Below are 19,721 nucleotides of genomic sequence, written 5' to 3' on the forward strand. Positions count from 1 at the left end.
CTCAATAGAAAAATAGGAGGAAAAACAATGGCTGGTACAGATCAAGAATTACAATTAACTCTTCTTAAAGGTAACAGTGGTCAGGCTTATATGGGAACTTATCCTAATGGTGAGCGAGTTTTTGTCAAATTAAATACCACTCCTATCCTTGCTGCTCTAGCCAAGGAACAGATTGCTCCTCAACTGTTGTGGGCTAAGCGTATGGGCAATGGCGACATGATGAGTGCTCAAGAATGGTTAGATGGTCGGATTTTGACCAAACAGGATATGAATAGTAAACAAGTTGTTCAAATTTTGGTTCGGATGCATCGCTCTAAAGCGTTGGTTAATCAACTTTTGCAACTTAATTTTAAGATTGAAAATCCTTATGATTTATTGGTGGATTGGGAAAAGAATGCACCGTTACAACTACAAGAAAATTCCTACCTACAATTAGTGATTAAGGAACTCAAACGTAGCTTGCCAGAATTTCGTTCAGACTTGGCGACTATTGTCCATGGGGATGTTTGTCATAGCAACTGGGTGATTACAACCAGTGGCATGATTTATTTAGTGGATTGGGATTCTGTTCGCCTAACTGATCGTATGTATGATGTAGCCTATGTTTTGAGCCATTATATCCCTCGTGTGCGTTGGCAGGAATGGTTGGCCTTGTATGGTTATAAGTATAATGAAAAGGTGCTGAGTAAGTTATACTGGTATGGTCAATTTTCTTACTTATCACAAATCATCAAATGCTTTGATAGTCGTGATATGGAGCATGTCAATCAAGAAATCTACGAACTTAGAAAATTCCGTGAAACATTTAGAAAGTAAAAATGAGAGTTAGAAAACGTAAAGGTGCTGAAGAACACCTAGAAAATAATCCACAGTATGTGGTGTTGAAGCCAGAAGAAGCCAAAGGACATTGGCAAGACGTTTTTGGCAATGATTATCCTATTCATATTGAGGTAGGTAGTGGTAAGGGAGCCTTTATCACTGGTATGGCGGCAAAAAACCCCCATATCAACTATATTGGGATAGACATTCAGCGTTCGGTCTTGTCCTATGCCTTGGATAAGGTTTTAGAGAGTAATCTTCCAAATATTAAATTACTTTTGGTTGATGGGTCAAGTTTGACCAATTATTTCGCTGATGGTGAGATTGATTTACTTTATCTCAACTTTAGTGATCCGTGGCCTAAAACTCGTCATGAGAAACGTCGCTTGACTTACAAAACCTTTTTAGAAACCTATGAGCAAATTTTACCAGAAGAGGGGCAGATTCATTTTAAGACGGATAATCGTGGCTTGTTTGAGTATAGCTTGGCGTCTTTATCACAGTATGGCATGGTATTGAACCAAGTCTGGCTAGATTTGCACGCTAGCGACTATGAGGGCAATGTGATGACAGAATATGAGCGTAAGTTCTCTAACAAAGGTCAAGTCATTTACCGTTTGGAATCTCAATTTCCTAAAAAATAAACTATTTTGAATGTGAGTCTAGCTCACATAATGGAGAGGTCGCATAGTGGCCGAGTGCGCACGCTTGGAAAGCGTGTAGTCCTTCACGGGGCTCGGGGGTTCGAATCCCCTCCTCTCCTTTTATCCTATTGATTTTATAGGCTTTGGCGAGGGTTCACCCGTCAAAGTCAAGATTTTTATCCAAGATGTAAAAAATAGAGTTTCTTTATGCTTTTTCAATGGCTGGATTAGATAAAAAGCTGAAAATGACTAGGAATGAAATGTTTTATTAGACTTTAAGAAAGGCGTTTTGATGATGTTGTTATTGCAAAAGATAAAAAATTCAAATCGCATAGGATATTTTTATACTCCTGAAGATTATCCAGGGCCTGGTATGGTGGAAATCAATACAACTACAGGAGATGTTGAAATCGTGGAACTATCTGCATTCGATAAGAAAGATGGTTGTCCTTATTTTGCGAATAAAGCTCGAGGAGTGGTTAAGCAAATGTGGGATAGTGGAGAATTGCCAGATGAAAAATTCTTAGCTTGGGGATAAATGGTCTGTTTTTAAATTTCTTGTTAAATAAAATTGTTTACAAAAAATAGTAGCAGTAGTATAATTAAGATAAAGATAGAGGTTGAGAATCTGTCACCAACGCGCCACTTTATTAGTGGGTCGAGAAATGCAGGAGCCCCGACAGTCCTGCCTATCTTAGCACTTAGATTTACTCTAGGTGCTTTTTATTTGTCAATTTCAGTTGAGAGAGGTATAAATTGGAAACTTAATATTTTATCATTAGGACAGAGCAGACTAAAATTGTTCGTTATATTAATGGTAGTACAGCAGTTCTATTGATTAAAGAAATGACTATTGATTGAAATTGTGTTAAAAATAAAAGTAAGTTTTTATCGATGTACAGGACTTAGCTAACAAAAAATGATTTTCTTTGCATTGATAAAGAAAATGTGATAGAATGAAACTAACTAATAAAGCAGAGGGGGGACTAAGGTGTATCTTGGTCCTCTTAGCTATACAAGGAGGTATGCCATGGCATCACTTATTGAACAGGTGACAGAAGTCATTGCGCCAGCAATTCCAGAGCCGTTTGAGCTAGTGGATATTGAGTATGAAAAAATGGGTGGCGATTATGTGTTGTCTGTACTTGTCGATAAACCTGAGGGGATTAGCGTAGAAGACACAGCAGAATTGACCGAGGTTATTAGCCCACTTTTAGATACGATTCAGCCTGACCCGTTTCCTGACCAGTATTTTTTGGAAGTGTCTAGTCCAGGCTTGGAACGTCCTTTGAAAACCAAGGATAGTCTTACTGCAGCTATTGGGAAATATATCAATGTCAGTCTTTATCAAGCCATTGATAAGGTTAAGATTTTTGAAGGCGATTTATTGTCTTTTGATGGTGAAACCTTGAAAATGGCTTACTTGGATAAAACTCGTCAAAAAACAGTTGAGATTCCTTACAAGATGGTGGCTAAGGCTCGTCTTGCAGTGAAATTTTAGAAAGGAAGGTCGAAAAGACCAAGATTATGACTAAAGAAATGTTAGAAGCCTTCCGTATTTTGGAAGAAGAAAAACACATTAACAAAGCAGATATTATCGAGGCAGTGACTGAATCTTTGAAATCAGCCTATCGTCGTCGTTATGGCCAATCTGAAAGTGCCGTTGTTGAATTTAACGAAAAAACTGGAGATTTTCAGGTTTATACAGTGCGTGAAGTGGTTGATGAGGTATTTGATAGTCGTTTGGAAATCAGCCTAAAAGACGCCCTTGCCATTAACCCTGTCTATGAATTGGGAGATAGAATTCGTTTTGAAGAATCAGTAACCGAATTTGGTCGTGTGGCTGCCCAATCAGCTAAACAAACGATTATGGAACGCATGCGTCGTCAGATGCGAGAGGTGACCTTCAACGAGTACAAGCAGCATGAACGTGAAATTATGACAGGAACGGTTGAACGTTTCGATGATCGCTTTATCTATGTCAATCTAGGTTCGATTGAAGCTCAGTTATCTAAGCAAGACCAGATTCCAGGTGAAATTTTCAAATCTCATGATCGAATTGAGGTTTACGTTTATAAGGTTGAAAATAATCCTCGTGGAGTCAATGTTTTTGTAAGTCGAAGTCACCCAGAATTTATCAAACGTTTGATGGAACAAGAAATTCCAGAAGTTTTTGATGGCACAGTGGAAATCATGAGCGTTTCGCGTGAGGCAGGAGATCGTACCAAGGTAGCGGTTCGTAGCCATAATCCTAATGTTGAAGCGATTGGAACTATTGTTGGTCGTGGTGGTGCCAATATCAAAAAGGTTGTGAGCAAATTCCACCCTAAACGTCTTGATCAAAAGACAGGTTTATTGGTTCCTGTAGAAGAAAATATTGATGTCATCCAATGGGTAGAAGATCCAGCAGAGTTTATTTACAATGCGATTGCACCAGCTGAAGTGGACTATGTTATCTTTGATGAAAACAATAGCAAGCATGCCACAGTTGTGGTACCTGATAACAAGCTATCGCTTGCCATTGGTCGTCGTGGGCAAAATGTACGTCTAGCGGCTCATTTGACAGGCTACCGTATTGACATCAAATCAGCTTCTGAATATGAAGCAATGGAAAATGAACCTTTTTCAAGTGTAGAAGAAGTAATTCCTGAACAAACAGAAGACGTTACAGAATAAATTATTGGAGAGGTGTTTGATGGCAAAAGTAAGAAAAATACCTTTACGAAAATCTGTCGTTTCTGGTGAAGTGATTGACAAACGAGATTTGCTTCGTGTTGTTAAAACGAAGGAAGGCGAAGTCTTTATTGACCCAACAGGTAAGAAAAATGGCCGAGGTGCCTATATTAAGTTGGACAATCAAGAAGCACAGCTAGCCAAGAAAAAACAAGTTTTTAATCGAAGCTTTTCTATGGAAGTGCCAGAAACTTTTTATGATGAACTGATTGCTTATGTGGATCATAAGATAAAAAGAAGAGAATTAGGTCTTGAATAATAAAGAAAAATTGTCAAATTTGCTAGGCTTGGCACAGCGAGCAGGTCGTGTGATTTCTGGTGAGGAGTTGGTGGTTAAGGCCATTCAAAACCAGCAGGTTGGCTTGATTTTTCTCGCTAATGATGCAGCAAGTAATTTGACAAAAACAGTAACTGATAAAAGTCGTTATTATGATATAGAAGTCTTTACAGTGTTTTCGACACTGGAATTAAGCACAGCACTGGGCAAAGCTAGAAAAGTCGTTGCGATTACAGATGCTGGATTTATTAAGAAAATGAGGACTCTTATGGACTAGAGAATAGGAGGACACCAATTGTCTAAGAAAAGATTATACGAAATTGCCAAGGAACTTGGTAAGGCAAGTAAGGAAGTAGTTGAGCGTGCCAAGGATTTAGGCATGGCAGTTAAGAGCCATTCCTCTTCAGTTGAAGAAACAGATGCCAAAAAAATTATTGCCAGCTTTAACGATAAAAAAGTTGCGTCAAAACAGACAACACCTGTGGTGGAAAAAACAACTGTTGCAACAGTAAGTGAAAAAGTTGTTCCAAGCTCTGAAAAAGTAGAACAAGTAGCTGAACAAAAAGCTGTTAAGCCACAAAGCCGTAATTTTAAGGCTGAGCGAGAAGCTAGAGCTAAGGCTGAAGCAGAACGTCGTAAACAAAATCGTTCAAATCAACAAGGTCGAGTAAGCAAACAGACTCAAAATGCTTCAACAAAGACCAATAAAGAAGCCGGTCGTCAGTCTTATAACCAAGAAAAACGTCAGGGTCAAACCAGACAAAATCAACCAAAACGACCGACTCAGCAAACGTCAGCACAATCACCAAGAATTGATTTCAAGGCTCGTGCTGCTGCTCTTAAAGCTGAACAAAATGCCGAGTATGCTCGTCAGAGTGAGAGCCGTTTCCGTGAAAATGAAGCAGCTAAATTAAAGGCAGAAAAAGAACGAGAATTAGCACGTCAAGCTAAAAAAGAAGCTCAAAAATCACAAATGAAGCAGGTAGTTGAGCCAACTAAGCCTGCTCCAGCAGTGGTAGAAGTTGCACAAACAGCGACTGATACTCGTCGTAAAAAAGCCCGTCCAGAAAAATCTCGTGATTTTAGTCATGAAAATGAAGACGGACCAAAACAAAACAAGAATAAGAAGAGTTGGAATAATCAAAATCAAGTGAGAAATCAAAGAAATAGTAACTGGAACCCAAATAAGAAGAAAAAAGGTAAACAAAATCGTCAGGAAGCTCCTAAGGCCATGACCGAACGCAAATTCCATGAATTGCCAAAAGAGTTTGAATACACAGAAGGCATGACCGTTGCAGAGATTGCTAAACGTATCAAACGTGAGCCAGCTGAAATTGTCAAAAAACTCTTTATGATGGGAGTGATGGCGACACAAAACCAATCTTTAGATGGTGATACTATCGAACTATTGATGGTAGATTATGGCATTGAAGCCAAGGCTAAGGTCGAAGTTGATAATGCGGATATTGAGCGTTTCTTTGCTGATGAGTCGTATCTCAATCCAGAGAATATGGTAGAGCGTGCACCAGTCGTTACCATCATGGGACACGTCGATCATGGTAAAACCACTTTGCTAGATACCTTGAGAAATTCTCGTGTTGCAACAGGCGAAGCAGGTGGAATTACACAACATATCGGTGCTTATCAGATTGAAGAAAATGGTAAGTTGATCACTTTCCTTGATACCCCAGGCCATGCGGCCTTTACTAGCATGCGTGCTCGTGGTGCTTCTGTCACAGACATTACTATCTTGATTGTCGCTGCTGATGACGGTGTTATGCCTCAGACTATCGAAGCGATTAACCATGCTAAGGCAGCCGATGTACCGATTATTGTGGCGATTAACAAGATTGACAAACCAGGAGCAAATCCAGAGCGTGTGATTGGTGAATTGGCTGAACATGGTGTCATCTCAACAGCTTGGGGTGGAGATTGTGAATTTGTTGAAATTTCAGCGAAATTCGGTCAAAATATTGAAGAATTATTGGATACGGTGCTTCTTGTTGCAGAAATCCAAGAATTGAAAGCTGACCCAACGGTTCGTGCTATCGGTACGGTTATCGAGGCTCGTTTGGATAAAGGAAAAGGAGCGGTTGCTACCCTTCTTGTGCAACAAGGAACACTTAATGTTCAAGATCCGATCGTTGTTGGAAATACCTTTGGTCGTGTGCGTGCCATGACAAATGACCTTGGTCGTCGTGTTAAGGTAGCAGGGCCATCTGCCCCAGTTTCGATTACAGGTCTTAACGAAGCTCCTATGGCAGGTGACCATTTTGCCGTTTATGAAGATGAAAAAGCTGCGCGTGCTGCCGGTGAAGAACGTGCTAAACGTGCCTTGTTGAAACAACGTCAAGCCACTCAACGTGTCAGTCTGGAAAATCTTTTTGATACCCTTAAAGCTGGAGAAGTTAAGTCAGTTAACGTTATCATCAAGGCAGACGTGCAAGGTTCTGTTGAAGCCCTAGCCTCATCTCTTCTCAAGATTGATGTCGAAGGCGTTAAGGTTAATGTTGTCCATTCAGCAGTTGGTGCCATCAGTGAATCAGATGTGACCCTAGCTGAAGCAAGTAATGCCATTGTGATTGGTTTCAATGTTCGCCCGACACCACAAGCGCGTCAACAAGCCGATTCAGATGATGTCGATATTCGCCTACATAGCATCATCTACAAAGTCATTGAAGAAGTTGAAGATGCCATGAAGGGTATGCTAGATCCAGAATTCCAAGAAAAAGTAATCGGTGAAGCCCTTATCCGAGAAACCTATAAGATTTCTAAGGTTGGTACAATCGGTGGCTTTATGGTTATCAATGGTAAGGTAACGCGTGATTCTAAGGTTCGTGTTATCCGTGATGGTGTAGTTATTCATGACGGTGCCCTTGTGAGTTTGAAACATTATAAAGATGATGTTAAAGAAGTGGGTAATGGTCGTGAAGGTGGTCTGATGATTGAGAATTTCCATGACCTACAAGTCGATGACACCATTGAAGCCTACATCATGGAAGAAATCAAACGCTAATTCAGCTAGCTAAGCAGAAAGGAGTTAGCATGGCAAATTCATTTCGTGTTGACCGTGTTGGCATGGAAGTCAAACGTGAAGTCAACGATATTTTACAAAAAAAGGTAAGAGATCCCAGAGTTTCAGGGGTAACGGTGACAGATGTCCAGATGCTTGGTGATTTGTCAGCCGCAAAAGTTTACTATACCATTTTAAGTGACTTGGCTTCAGATAATCAAAAGGCTCAAAAAGGCTTGGAAAAAGCCACAGGAACCATCAAACGTGAGTTGGGCAAACGCCTAACCATGTATAAGATTCCTGATTTGGTCTTTGTCAAAGATCAGTCCATTGAGTATGGTAACAAGATCGATCAAATGCTTCGTGAACTCGAACGTAAAGACTAAGAAAACCAGCTACGGCTGGTTTTTTGTAATGAAAAAGTTTGGCAAAGGCTTTCTATGGTATAATGAAAGAAAATAGAGTAAGGAAGTAAATGATGATTAAACTAATGATGTAATATGATTAAAGAATTTATTATATGTTTTGTGACTAAAAAGAGTTTATTAGTGATTGTTTTGAAAATAAATTAAAGGATGGAAAAAGATTTGGATAAATTAGAAGTATTAAAGAGACTAGGTTTAAAAGATGGTGAACTTGAAAAGATTTTAGGTTTTAAAGTATGCTATGATGAAAAACACACTATTTTCAGAGTGCTAGACGATAATAGGCCGGTTAAAAAATTAAAGGGTTCTAAAACAAAAGGATGGCGAGTAAGATTAAATGGAGATACTGAAAGTTGTGAAAAATCAACATCAAAATTAGGATTAAAAAAACTACGATCAAATAATCCTGTTAAAATTAATGGACAATATTTTTTTAATCATGGACATATTTTAGCTAGCCAATTTTATAGTTTTATTAATGATAAAGAAAAAGAAAATATTATCAAAGATAATAAAAGGAATGGTTTTATTCAATTTAGTGTAGCTAATTTGCAACAAGAGAAAGCCAGTGGTAATTTTAGAAAAAGTCAAGCATTTTATGAGAATAAAATAGCAAATTATCTTAAAAATGGAGGCGGAAAAATACAATATGAAGTCACAATATTCTTTTATGATAAGGATGATAAGATACCAATAGGCACTAAAATCTTATTCAAAACAATAAAACAGAATAATAGTCAAGAAATGTTGGAAGATAGTCATATTTTTATTCCAAATTTTGATAAAGATTTCGATCTTCCTCAAAATGATGATAATGCTAATAATGTAGATTTATATCGTGAATTTTATTGTAAGGGATATGACGATAAATATCAGAAATGTTTTAAGAATATAGCTATTCCAGATGAAGATGGTAAGGTGTATGATGAAGCAGGGCATCAAGTTTTCTATATTGTACAAAATAAAGGTAAAGAAGATATATTCTTAAATAGAGAAGATATAGATGAAACTTTTGAAGGAAATGACGAGTTATTAATAAAACATTTTACCATAAGCAAAAATAAGAAAGTGTATGATGAGGCAGGACACCTAGTTTTTTCTATTAGGCAAGATAAAGAAGTTATATTTTTAAATACAAAAGAAGAGAAACTTACACAGTTTGGTGGCAAACAAATAAAAGATTTTGCTATACAAGAACAGGATCGTTATAAAATTCAAAAACCTGGAACTTATTATCCATCTAGATGTAAGAAAGAAAATATTTCGGCGATATTTTTCGATGATGATTTAGCTAGGGAATTAGACGGATTTGCATTATTAAATGATCGAAAAAACTTAATAGATGCTCTTCGAGAATTGAATTGGTTAGATGAATAAGTAAGGAGAACTGGTATGATTAAACTAATTGCGATTGATATGGATGGCACCTTGTTAAACGATGACAAACAAATTCCGCAAGCCAATAAAGAGGTCTTGCAGAAAGTAGCTCAAAAGGGTGTGAAGATTGTTCTTTGCACGGGTCGAATGAAGCCAGGTGTTATTCCTTATTTTGATGAATTGGGGATTGGTGATTATGCTATTTTGAACAATGGTTGTTCGACCTATGCCACAAAAGATTGGTCCTTGGTGGATACTAACGGGGTAAGTTTTGAAGAAATTGAACTCTTACTAGGTATTGCACAAGAGTATCCTGGGATTTATTTAACCTTAATCACGGATAATCATTTCTATGTTTTTGCCGATCATGTGCCAGAAATTGTTGCTTATGATGCTAGTCTGGTATTCACAGAAGCCATTGCTATTGATTTAGCAGACCTAAAAGCCAAGAAAGAACCAATCTTTCAAGCTATGTTTTTAGGTGATGAGCGTGTTTTAGATCAATTCCAAAAAGAACAAGAAGAAAAATTAGCGAGTCTTTTTTCAGTTGTTCGTAGTCAGCCTTATATTTTTGAAGCCATGCCAAAAGGTGTGACTAAGGCAAGTGCTCTGTCAGATTTAGCCACACGTTTTGAGATTCTTCCAGAAAATATTATGGCTCTCGGTGATGGTAATAATGATTTGGAAATGCTAGCTTATGCAGGTTTGGGTGTCGCTATGGGCAATGCAACAGAGCAAGTGAAAGCTATTACAAGTCACCAAACAAGTTCTAACAATGAAGCAGGAGTTGCTAAGGCCATTGAAACTTATGTGCTAAATCCGTTGTTTGACTAAAATCTCCTTTGATTATCAAATGTTTTTTGCTAGCTGATTCATACAAATGGTGTTATAATAAGAATGAAAGCATTTTATTTTTAAGAAAAGTGAGAAATGATTATGTCATGGAAAGTTGTTGCAGACTCAGGTTGCGATCTAAAAAACATTGAAAACTTAGCTCCTAACACTAGTTTTGAGCGAGTTCCCTTAACCTTACAAATCGGTAATGAGATTTTTGTAGATGATGAAGGTTTGGATATTCCTAAAATGATGGAAACCATGTATCAAACTTCTGCTGCAGCAAGTTCAAGTTGCCCTAGTCCTGACGCCTTCTTGCAAGCCTATCGTGGAGCAGACCATGTGATTGCCATTACGATTACAGGGACACTATCAGGTAGTCATAACAGTGCTCGTTTGGCAGTGGAAATGTTGAAAGAAGAAAATCCTAGTATCAAGGTTCATTTGATTGATTCCCTATCAGCAGGTGGTGAAATTGATTTATTGGTGATGGAGATTAATCGCTTGATTGCTTCAGGCTTATCCTTTGAAGAAGTGGTTGATAAAATTACAGCCTATCAAGAAAAGACAAAATTACTTTTTGTTCTAGCTAAGGTTGATAATTTGGTCAAAAATGGCCGTTTAAGTAAGCTAGTAGGAGCAGTGGTTGGTCTTTTGAATATTCGTATGGTTGGTGAGGCTAGTCAAGAAGGACGTTTAGAACTCTTGCAAAAATCACGCGGTCAGAAAAAAGCTATTTTAGCTAGTCTGGAAGAGATGGTTAAGGCAGGCTACAAAGGCGGTAAAGTGGTTATTGCTCATTCTAACAATGAGAAAATCTGCCAACAATTAAGTGAGAAAATCTTGACCCAATTCCCTCAAGCAGAAATTAGCTATCATGCCACATCTGGCTTATGTAGCTTCTATGCTGAAGACGGTGGTATTTTAATGGGGTATGAAATTTAATATTAAAACCATCTCGTGAGTAAAGCGAGATGGTTTTAAGTTTATCGATGATAAAAAGCGTGTGAGACACGCTTTTTTGATATGATCACTCAGTGGTAGATGTTTCTACTTCTGAATCAGCAATGTTAGTTTCTGCTGGGACTTCAGCAGTAGTTTCTACTGGTGTTTCTGATACAGCAGGTGTTTCCTCTACACTAACGCTAGGTGTAACAGTAGAGCTAGCTGTAGATGAGTTTGTTGTTTGAGTGGTACTTGGTACATAATAGCTTGAATTAGCAGTTGAAGGAGAGTTGTTATAAGTGACAGCAGTATCAGTATTAGTATTAGTATTAGTTTCTGTAATTGTAGTTGCCGGCTCATTAGATTCAGAGCTTGAGCTGGCTTGGCTACTTGCTTCTGAACTTGATTCTCTGCTTTCTTCTTGGCTGCTTGATTCAGAAGATTGACTAGGATTTTCCAATTCTTTTTTAATTTGATCTAAGCGTTTTTGGAATTTTTCTTTCTTGCTAGGAATTGTGATACGATTGATGGCATCTTGAGCAGCCTTAATCGTACGTTGGCTAGGGTTTTTCTCAGCACTTTGAAGAGCTTTTTCTGTACTTTCAATCAATTTAAGTTTAGCCTTGATTTTGTTTAAGCGATTTTGCAAACTTTCTTTTTGATCGTTATTTGTTAGTTTATCAATAGCAGCTTGAGCTTGGTTAATGCCAGTTTGATTAGGATCATTTTCCAAAGTTTGAAATAATTTTTCCAAAGCTGGTGGGATAGGTGTGCTAGTTGAGCTACTAGATGTTAGGGCAGTCGCTGATGTCGTTGACTTGCTTGTCTTTTTATTCAATGATAGGTAGCTGACGCCTAAAATCAGTAGCAATAAGAGCGTAATACCGCTATAGATGAGTTCTTTACGTTTCATATCAGTTGAGTTCCTTTATGTTTAATTTTCAGTTGCAATAGCTTCTAGTCTTACTTGCAATTCGTTTTTCTTAGCGTCATCTTTTAATTGCTCGATAGCTTCCCTGGCAGCTTGGACATCTTCAGCACTCAGGCTAGCTTCGGCAGTTTCAACGGCCGTTGTTGCGACCTGTTGGTTGGTTAATTCAGTGCTGAGATCATCTAATTTGGCTTGTAATTCCAATTTATCTTTTTCATCCTGCACTTGTTGTAGAGCTTCATGAGCTAGAGCAATACTTTCTTCACTCTTGTTCGCCTCAGCAGCTTGAACGGCAGCTTGTGCCGCTTCAAGATTTTTATTGTCAACTTGGCTAGCCGTGATAGACGGAGTAGGTGTTACTGACACATTAGCTTGACGGATATTTCCAAAGATAAAATAAATAGTTCCAATAAAAATGACACATAGAATGGTCAAAACAAGATAGACGACTTCATTCTTTGAAGATTTCATAGGAGTTGCCTCTTTCAAATTTTATTCAGTATTTTCTATTATAGCGAGAAAGTTCAACTTTTTCAAGTCGTAGTTGTTAAAAACAGGTTAAAATCTTCTTGATTTTAACCTGTTGGTGTTTAGATTTTTGACCAAGTCCTAGGAAGAAAGAATAGGAGCAGTGGGTAAATCTCCAAACGCCCAGCAATCATAATAATGGATAGAATGACTTTATTGACAGGACTAAAGAGATTGAAATTTTGAGGGGTGCCTAATATTGGCCCGACATTGTTAAGGCTAGATAGGGCGGCACTAAAAGCAACGAGAAAATCATTACTGTCTACGCTAAGAATAAGAATCAAACTCGACAAAATCATAACATAAACAATGGAATATTTAAGAATGTCATCTTGGATTTGTCTATCTAAGGGTGCTTGGTCAATATGGAGAGAGAGTATTCTATTAGGATACAAAGTTGCTAACATTTGGTTCTTGACTAATTTAAGTAAAATGAGCACTCGCATGATTTTGAAACCACCAGCAGTTGAACCAGCCATTCCCCCACAAAACATTAAGCCAAGTAGGATAACTTGTGAAAAGAGTGGCCAAGGAGTAATATCTGGATGACTGAATCCAGTTGATGTTAGAGTAGAGGAAACTTGGAAGAATACTTTTTCTACAGATTCTTGAAATGATGGATAGAGATTTTTAACATTAAGCCAAATAGCTAAACTACTGAGAATAATAATAATTAAATAAAGTTTCAATTCTTCATTTTTGAAGAAACTACGAATTTTACCTAGAAGGAGCAGATAGTAGAGGTTGAAGTTAATCCCAAAGAGAATCATACTAATGGAAATAATGTTAGTGACCAAGGAGTTGTTGTGGTAGGCGATATTGTTTTCATAGCCGGCAAAGCCCCCTGTTCCAGCTGTTGCCATAGCAGTAATTAGGCTATCATAAAACGAAAGTCCAGTAATCCATAAAATAACCGTTAAAATAACAAATAAAATGAAATAGATGAGATAGAGAATTTGAGCTGTATTTTTAAGTTTGGCAACAATCTTACCAAAAACAGGACCAGCCATTTCTGCCTGCATGACTTCCAAATTATTGTTTTGATAATTGTCTAAAATGGCTAAGGCAAAGACCAACACTCCCATTCCTCCGATGAGTTGGGTAAAACTTCGCCATAGTAAAAGTGAGTGAGATAGGACATTGGTTGACGTTAAAATAGTTGCCCCTGTTGAGGTGAAGCCAGAAGTGGTTTCAAAAAAAGCATCAACTAGATTGGGAATTTGCCCAGAAAAGACAAAGGGTAAAGCTCCAAAGAAAGACCAAAGGAGCCAACAAAGAGAAACAATGATTAACCCTTCTTTGGTATAAAGTTTTTGATGTTTGGGTTTTAAGTGTGTTCCCAGTAACCCAAAAAGTGTCAACAGAGCCATGGTTAGTAAGATAGATAGCTTGATTTTTAGGTCTTCACCGTAAATAAAAGCAGTTACTAATGGCACAAGAAGTAGGCCAACTTCAATCAAGAGCAATTTTGCAAGGAGATAGCCAATCATACGTTTATTCATTTACTTACCTCGCTAATAAATCCTTGATACTAGAAATATTTTTCAATAGGGTAATGACAATCACCTTATCTCCAATTTCCAAATGATCTTGCCCAGTTGGAAAGAGGGTCTGATTTTTACGAATAATGGCTGCAATCAGTACATTATCTTTCAACTCAATATTAGCTAATTGCAAATCTGCCAAGGGATTTCCCTCCTTGATTTCAAATTGTAAGGTTTCAATCTGTTCGTTGGCAATATGATGCATGGCATCAAGTTTTGAGCCTTCGGCATTGACACGTCCACGGATAAAGTGCATGATGCTGTCAATAGCAATTCGTTTTGGAACAACGATACTTGAAAAAGGTTGGGCATCAATAATCTCTAATAAGGCAGTACGGTTGACCTTGGTAATGTTTTTTTCAACTCCCAAAGTTTCTAAGAACATTGAGGCGATAATATTTTCTTCATCATAACCTGTCAATGTGGCTACAGCGTCATAGTTTTGAATATTTTCTTCTAATAATAACTCTTTGGCAGTTCCATCGCCCTGAATAACGTGTAGATAAGGAAATTCTTGGCTAAGCCAGGTAGCACGTTCAGGATTAATTTCCATGACTCGCACCTTGATGTTGGTGTTTTTCAAGATATGAAGCAGATAGTAAGTAATCTTTCCAGCTCCAATCAGCATCATATTTTTGACGTTTTTTTTCTTGACATAGTTGTGAAAGAGAATCATCTCTAAACGATTGCCCGTCACAAAGATATGGTCGTCAGTTTTGATGGTTGCCTCACCGTGGGGAATCAAGACTTGATCGTCACGCTGGATGGCACAAACTACTAAGCCATTGAATTTTTTACGAAATTGATTGAGGGTCAGGTTACAGAGATGGCTTTTTTTAGTGATGTGAAATTCCATCAGCATGACACGGCCATTGGCAAAATGCTCGACCGACTGGGCATTTGGAAATTCAACACTGTTGGCGATGTATTGGGCTGTCAATAGTTCTGGATTAACCACTGCTGAAAAGCCAAGAAAATTTCGATCCTTAAAGTAAGAGTTAGAATACTCTGGATTACGCATCCGAACAATCGTTTCCTTGGCTCCCATTTTCTTAGCCAGAACAGCAGCAATCATATTAACCTCATCTTTTTCGGTTAGGGCGATAAAAATATCGCAGTGATTGACTCCAGCTTCTTCTAAAATCTTAAAATTGGCTCCGTTGCCAACAATGCCCATAATATCATAAAGTTTAGTCAGACGTTTCAAGACGTCTTTTTTTTCTTCAATGAGAATCACATCGTGATTTTCTTCAACTAAAGATTGGCAAAGGGCAGAACCGACCTTACCTCCACCAATAACAATGATTTTCATGATTGTTTCTCCTTTTATATACCCTATATCATACTCCTTTTTTAGCAAAAATGCACATTTTTCTGACCGAAATGCGTTATTTGTCTAAGAAATTTATCAAAAAAGCTATTGACAGACCGTTTAAGCATGCTATAATAAGGATAGTCACTCATTGGTTTAACTCAATCCTGTTATGATTTAAGTCAATGAGCTATCAACCATGTTGCCTGCTGATTTAATCCGGGTGGCATGGCTATTTTTTTAATCAAAAGAATGGGGACTAATCAAGATGAATTTAGCAGAATTGAGCCAGGATAGACAAGTAACGGTTGAAAGACAAAATCATATTGTGTTGTATCAGCCTCAAATCCCAGCCAATACAGGTAATATTGCTAGAACTTGTGTAGCAACCAATAGTCCACTTCATATCATCAAACCCATGGGTTTTCCGATTGATGATAAGAAAATGAAGCGAGCAGGATTGGATTATTGGGATAAGTTAGAGATTTATTTTTATGATAGTTTGGATGACTTTTTAGAGCAATGCCAAGGTCAACTTCACCTGATCACAAAATTTGCTGAGAAAGTTTATAGTGAGGTTGATTATCATGATGATCAATCGCATTATTTTATGTTTGGTCGAGAAGATACAGGGCTGCCAGAGGATTTTATGCGTCAACATGCTGACAAAGCCCTACGCATTCCCATGAATGACCAACACGTCCGTAGCCTAAATGTGTCTAATACGGTATGTATGATTGTCTATGAAGCCTTGCGTCAACAAGGTTTTCCCCAACTCGAGTTGGAACATACCTATGAGCAAGATAAGCTCAAATGATTGTTCCAACCATAAGTTTATGATATACTAAAGAGGTCTTCAGGGCAGGGTGAAATTCCCGACCGGCGGTGACTAGGTGCAGTGGCATGTAGAAGTCCGTGAGCGTAAGCTGATGTGGTGTGATTCCACAACCGACAGTAAAGTCTGGATGGGAGAAGACAAAGGGTCTTTTAGTGTACTCTTTGCTACTTCTTCCAATTTGTCAAAATTGGAGGAATTTTTTATGTTACAAACAAGACAGATGGTTTTAATTGCCATTTTATCAGCTCTATCTTTTAGCTTAATGCTTTTTGGCTTTCCGATTATTCCAGGAGCTGATTTTTTGAAAGTGGAGTTGAGTATTTTACCTATATTGTTGGGGTTGTACTTGTTTGATCTTAAAACAGCCTATCTTATTTTAGGTCTGCGAACTGTTCTCAAGTTTGTCCTAAACAATCGCGGGGTTAATGATTGGATTGGTTTGCCGATGAATGTGCTAGCCTTGGCCATTTTTGTGGCTTGCTTTGCATTGATTTGGAAAAAAAAGGAAACAGTCTCTCGCTATGTGATGGCGAGTCTAGTTGGAACAGTTGTCTTAACCCTTAGCATGTTGCTCTTGAACTGGGTATATGGTATCCCACTTTATGCGAAATTGGCGAATTTTGATATTAGTCAGTTTATCGGTACCTCACTTTATCTTTTTGGCATGGTTTTACCATTTAATCTTGTTCAAGGATTGATTTTTTCTCTATCCTTTGCGCTCATTTACCGTTTATTGAAACCTATTTTATCCACTTATCGTTATGAAAAATAAAGAAACTTACCTACTTCGTGGCACATTTGCCTTGGTCATTTTTGTCTGTATGGGCTATGTGATTAAATTTTATCCAGAAACCGTTCTATCTTTTGATCAAACTGTACAAGCGAAGTTTAGAAACGATCTACCAAGTTTTTGGACAGACTTTTTCCAAAACATAACTGTTTTAGGTAATCCACCTGTTCAATTAGCTCTGACTATTTTTCCTGCCCTTGTTTTTTGGTTGAAAAAATGGCGAGCAGAAGCCTATTATTTGTTAATTAGTGCAAGTTTAGCTGGCTTGGCAATTGTTGTTTTCAAATCAGTTTATCAACGTCCACGTCCAAGCATCCCACATCTAGTATCAGCATCCGGCTACTCTTTTCCAAGCGGACACGCTTTGGGAGCGATGGTCATCTTTGGTGCGATTTTGATTGTTTGTTACCAACGTTTGAACCAAAGAAGTGGTTTACGACTGATTGTTAGTTTGGTTTTGACTAGCTTGATTGTTTTGGTAGCTCTATCTCGAGTTTACTTGGGTGTTCATTATCCAATAGATATTTTATCAGGTTTATTAGTTGGCTATGCGATTTTGAATATGTTATTTCCCTACTATGATCGCTGGCGTTTTAAATGGCGTTTTCAAGCCAAACAAAAATAAAATAAGGTTAGGTCAGCCCTAGCCTTATTTCATTAAAAGAAGGAGATTTAAGATGAAAAAACCATTGGCCATGGCTCACGATTTTTTAGCTGAGGTATTAACACCCGATAGTGTAGTGGTAGATGCAACCATGGGTCAAGGTTTTGATACAGTTTTTTTGGCCAAAAAAGCGGGGAAAGTTTATGCTTTCGATGTTCAAAAGCAAGCTTTGGTTTGGACGCAAGAACGATTGGCAAGAGAAAATCTGGTGGCTAACTTGATTCATGCAGGACATGAGCAAGTGGCAAACTATGTTAAGGAAAAAATTGATGGTGCGATTTTCAATCTAGGTTATTTGCCTAGAGCAGACAAGTCTTTAACAACTCAACCCAAAACCACCTTGCTGGCTCTTGAACAAATTTTAGAACGTTTATCTTTTGGTGGTCGTATCTCAATCATGGTTTATTATGGTCATGAGGGTGGGCAAAGAGAAAAAGACTCCCTGCTTGATTTTGTCAGCCGTCTGCCTCAAAAAGATTTTGCAGTCATGTCCTATCAGGCTCTTAATCAAATCAATCAGCCGCCTTTTTTGATTATGATTGAGAAATTAGGGAAGGCTAAGTAGGAGATAATCGTTCAAAACGTGATATTTATGGAAAATATGATATAATAGACTGGATTATTTAGAAATTAGGAGATGAAAAATGGAAGACCCTAGCAGTCAGTCCTTGTTATTACAATTTTTATTATTATTACTACTCACCTTATTCAATGCCTTTTTCTCAGCTAGTGAAATGGCTATGGTATCGCTCAATCGTTCTCGTGTGGAGCAAAAGGCAGCCGAAGGAGATAAGCGTTATGCCCGTTTGTTGAAAATTTTGGATAATCCCAATAATTTTCTGTCAACTATCCAAGTCGGGATTACCCTCATTACCCTTTTATCAGGGGCAAGTTTTGCAGATTCCTTGGGAACGGTGATTGCGTCTTGGTTTGGCCAATCAACAACTGCGAAAACGGCAGGAGATATTATTTCTTTGGTTTTCTTGACTTATATCTCGATTGTGATTGGTGAGCTATATCCTAAGCGAATTGCCATGAACCTCAAGGAAAATTTGGCGATTTACTCAGCCCCAATTATTCTCTTTTTGGGTAAATTGGTCAGTCCCTTTGTTTGGTTCTTATCAGCATCAACCAATCTTTTGAGTCGTCTAACGCCAATGACCTTTGATGATGCCAATGAGCAGATGACCAGAGATGAGATTGAGTACCTGTTGACCAATAGTGAGGCGACATTGGACGCTGAAGAGATTGGCATGTTGCAAGGGGTCTTTTCTTTAGATGAAACCATGGCGCGTGAAGTGATGGTGCCAAGGACAGATGCCTTTATGGTTGACATCAATGACGATACCACAGAGCTGATTAAGGAAATCTTAAAAGAAAACTATTCTCGTATTCCTGTTTATGATGGGGATAAGGACAAGATTATCGGCTTGATTCATACGAAAAATATTTTGAGTGCAGCTTTTGCTCAAGGTTTTGACAAAATCAATCTTCGCCAGTTACTGCAAGAGCCACTTTTTGTACCAGAAACGATTTTTGTGGATAATCTCTTAACTACTCTGCGTAACAATCAACGACAAATGGCGATTTTACTAGATGAATATGGTGGCGTATCAGGTCTGGTGACCTTGGAAGACTTGCTAGAAGAGATTGTCGGTGAAATCGATGATGAAACAGACAAGGCAGCAGAGTCTGTTCGAGAAATCGCCGATCAAACCTATATTGTCCTTGGTAATATGACACTCAACGAATTCAACGAATATTTTGAAAGTGAATTAGTTAGTGATGATGTGGATACCATTGCAGGTTTTTACCTAGCAGGTATTGGCACTATTCCTAATCAAGATGTTAAAGAAAGCTATCAAGTTGATAGCCAAAATAAACGCTTTGATTTTATCAATGATAAGGTCAAAGATGGTCGTGTCGTCAAGTTGAAAGTGCTAGTCAGTCCATTAGAAACTGATGAGCAAGTCAACTAAGATAATAAAATCATAGGAATTGATGGTTAAATCATCAGTTCCTATTTTGATGCCTATTTAGCTCTGGG

Annotated in this window: 21 protein-coding genes, 1 tRNA gene and 1 riboswitch; of the genes, 18 read left to right on the top strand and 4 right to left on the bottom strand. The window is 38.0% G+C overall.

The features are described from left to right. The first annotated feature begins 27 nt into the window (after positions 1-27). From ccrZ to FRX54_RS05540, 13 genes are all read left to right on the top strand, one after another. On the top strand, positions 28-816 hold the full coding sequence (ccrZ, locus tag FRX54_RS05480; protein ID WP_146461885.1) for a cell cycle regulator CcrZ: 789 nt from the start codon (positions 28-30) through the stop codon (positions 814-816). 2 nt (positions 817-818) lie between these two features. Next, the gene (gene trmB, locus FRX54_RS05485) at positions 819-1,463 is read left to right on the top strand and encodes a tRNA (guanosine(46)-N7)-methyltransferase TrmB (RefSeq protein ID WP_146461886.1); all 645 of its coding nucleotides are present in this window, start codon (positions 819-821) and stop codon (positions 1,461-1,463) included. A gap of 32 nt (positions 1,464-1,495) precedes the next feature. Continuing rightward, positions 1,496-1,582, top strand: a tRNA-Ser gene (locus FRX54_RS05490). A gap of 173 nt (positions 1,583-1,755) precedes the next feature. Beyond that, positions 1,756-2,001, top strand: a complete 246-nt coding sequence (locus FRX54_RS05495) for a hypothetical protein (protein ID WP_146461888.1) — start codon at positions 1,756-1,758, stop codon at positions 1,999-2,001. A gap of 492 nt (positions 2,002-2,493) precedes the next feature. Next, the gene (rimP, locus tag FRX54_RS05500; RefSeq protein ID WP_146461890.1) at positions 2,494-2,964 is read left to right on the top strand and encodes a ribosome maturation factor RimP; all 471 of its coding nucleotides are present in this window, start codon (positions 2,494-2,496) and stop codon (positions 2,962-2,964) included. A 26-nt stretch (positions 2,965-2,990) separates the two neighbouring features. Continuing rightward, entirely contained in the window at positions 2,991-4,139 is a 1,149-nt protein-coding gene (gene nusA, locus FRX54_RS05505; protein ID WP_146461891.1) for a transcription termination factor NusA, read from the top strand. A gap of 19 nt (positions 4,140-4,158) precedes the next feature. Then, entirely contained in the window at positions 4,159-4,455 is a 297-nt protein-coding gene (gene rnpM, locus FRX54_RS05510) for an RNase P modulator RnpM (protein ID WP_146461893.1), read from the top strand. After that, on the top strand, positions 4,448-4,750 hold the full coding sequence (locus FRX54_RS05515; protein WP_146461895.1) for a YlxQ-related RNA-binding protein: 303 nt from the start codon (positions 4,448-4,450) through the stop codon (positions 4,748-4,750). Before rnpM ends, FRX54_RS05515 begins: the two co-directional genes overlap by 8 nt. Positions 4,751-4,768: 18 nt before the next feature. Continuing rightward, entirely contained in the window at positions 4,769-7,489 is a 2,721-nt protein-coding gene (infB, locus tag FRX54_RS05520; protein WP_146461896.1) for a translation initiation factor IF-2, read from the top strand. 29 nt (positions 7,490-7,518) lie between these two features. Next, complete coding sequence (gene rbfA / locus FRX54_RS05525) at positions 7,519-7,872, top strand: 30S ribosome-binding factor RbfA (protein WP_146461898.1); 354 nt, start codon at positions 7,519-7,521, stop codon at positions 7,870-7,872. 189 nt (positions 7,873-8,061) lie between these two features. Beyond that, complete coding sequence (locus tag FRX54_RS05530; protein WP_146461900.1) at positions 8,062-9,288, top strand: hypothetical protein; 1,227 nt, start codon at positions 8,062-8,064, stop codon at positions 9,286-9,288. A 15-nt stretch (positions 9,289-9,303) separates the two neighbouring features. Further along, positions 9,304-10,122 carry a Cof-type HAD-IIB family hydrolase gene (locus FRX54_RS05535; RefSeq protein ID WP_146461902.1) on the top strand — a complete coding sequence of 273 codons (819 nt, stop codon included), beginning with the start codon at positions 9,304-9,306 and terminating at the stop codon, positions 10,120-10,122. A gap of 102 nt (positions 10,123-10,224) precedes the next feature. Further along, positions 10,225-11,067, top strand: a complete 843-nt coding sequence (locus FRX54_RS05540; RefSeq protein ID WP_146461904.1) for a DegV family protein — start codon at positions 10,225-10,227, stop codon at positions 11,065-11,067. Between the two features lie 85 nt (positions 11,068-11,152). Here FRX54_RS05540 and FRX54_RS05545 read toward each other — a convergent pair whose 3' ends face one another. The 4 genes from FRX54_RS05545 to trkA form a co-directional block, all read right to left on the bottom strand. Continuing rightward, complete coding sequence (locus FRX54_RS05545) at positions 11,153-11,980, bottom strand: hypothetical protein (RefSeq protein ID WP_146461906.1); 828 nt, start codon at positions 11,978-11,980, stop codon at positions 11,153-11,155. Between the two features lie 21 nt (positions 11,981-12,001). Beyond that, positions 12,002-12,469, bottom strand: a complete 468-nt coding sequence (locus tag FRX54_RS05550) for a peptidase (RefSeq protein WP_146461908.1) — start codon at positions 12,467-12,469, stop codon at positions 12,002-12,004. 119 nt (positions 12,470-12,588) lie between these two features. Next, positions 12,589-14,028: a TrkH family potassium uptake protein gene (locus FRX54_RS05555; protein ID WP_146461910.1), complete on the bottom strand. Its 1,440-nt coding sequence runs from the start codon at positions 14,026-14,028 to the stop codon at positions 12,589-12,591. A gap of 4 nt (positions 14,029-14,032) precedes the next feature. Then, complete coding sequence (gene trkA, locus FRX54_RS05560; protein ID WP_146461912.1) at positions 14,033-15,382, bottom strand: Trk system potassium transporter TrkA; 1,350 nt, start codon at positions 15,380-15,382, stop codon at positions 14,033-14,035. Positions 15,383-15,650: 268 nt separating this feature from the next. Here trkA and FRX54_RS05565 point away from each other — a divergent pair, with 268 nt between their 5' ends. The 5 genes from FRX54_RS05565 (at position 15,651) to FRX54_RS05585 (ending at position 19,653) form a co-directional block, all read left to right on the top strand. Then, complete coding sequence (locus tag FRX54_RS05565; RefSeq protein WP_146461913.1) at positions 15,651-16,199, top strand: tRNA (cytidine(34)-2'-O)-methyltransferase; 549 nt, start codon at positions 15,651-15,653, stop codon at positions 16,197-16,199. Between the two features lie 31 nt (positions 16,200-16,230). Beyond that, positions 16,231-16,363, top strand: a riboswitch (FMN riboswitch). Positions 16,364-16,422: 59 nt separating this feature from the next. Then, positions 16,423-16,992, top strand: a complete 570-nt coding sequence (locus tag FRX54_RS05570) for an ECF transporter S component (protein ID WP_146461915.1) — start codon at positions 16,423-16,425, stop codon at positions 16,990-16,992. Next, positions 16,982-17,635 carry a phosphatase PAP2 family protein gene (locus FRX54_RS05575; protein WP_146461917.1) on the top strand — a complete coding sequence of 218 codons (654 nt, stop codon included), beginning with the start codon at positions 16,982-16,984 and terminating at the stop codon, positions 17,633-17,635. Before FRX54_RS05570 ends, FRX54_RS05575 begins: the two co-directional genes overlap by 11 nt. 52 nt (positions 17,636-17,687) lie before the next feature. Further along, complete coding sequence (locus tag FRX54_RS05580; protein ID WP_146461919.1) at positions 17,688-18,239, top strand: class I SAM-dependent methyltransferase; 552 nt, start codon at positions 17,688-17,690, stop codon at positions 18,237-18,239. Between the two features lie 79 nt (positions 18,240-18,318). Beyond that, positions 18,319-19,653, top strand: coding sequence for a hemolysin family protein (locus FRX54_RS05585; protein ID WP_146461920.1), 1,335 nt, complete (start codon positions 18,319-18,321; stop codon positions 19,651-19,653). Positions 19,654-19,721: the final 68 nt, after the last annotated feature.

This window comes from Streptococcus sp. sy004 (assembly GCF_007859205.1).
GTDB lineage: Bacteria > Bacillota > Bacilli > Lactobacillales > Streptococcaceae > Streptococcus.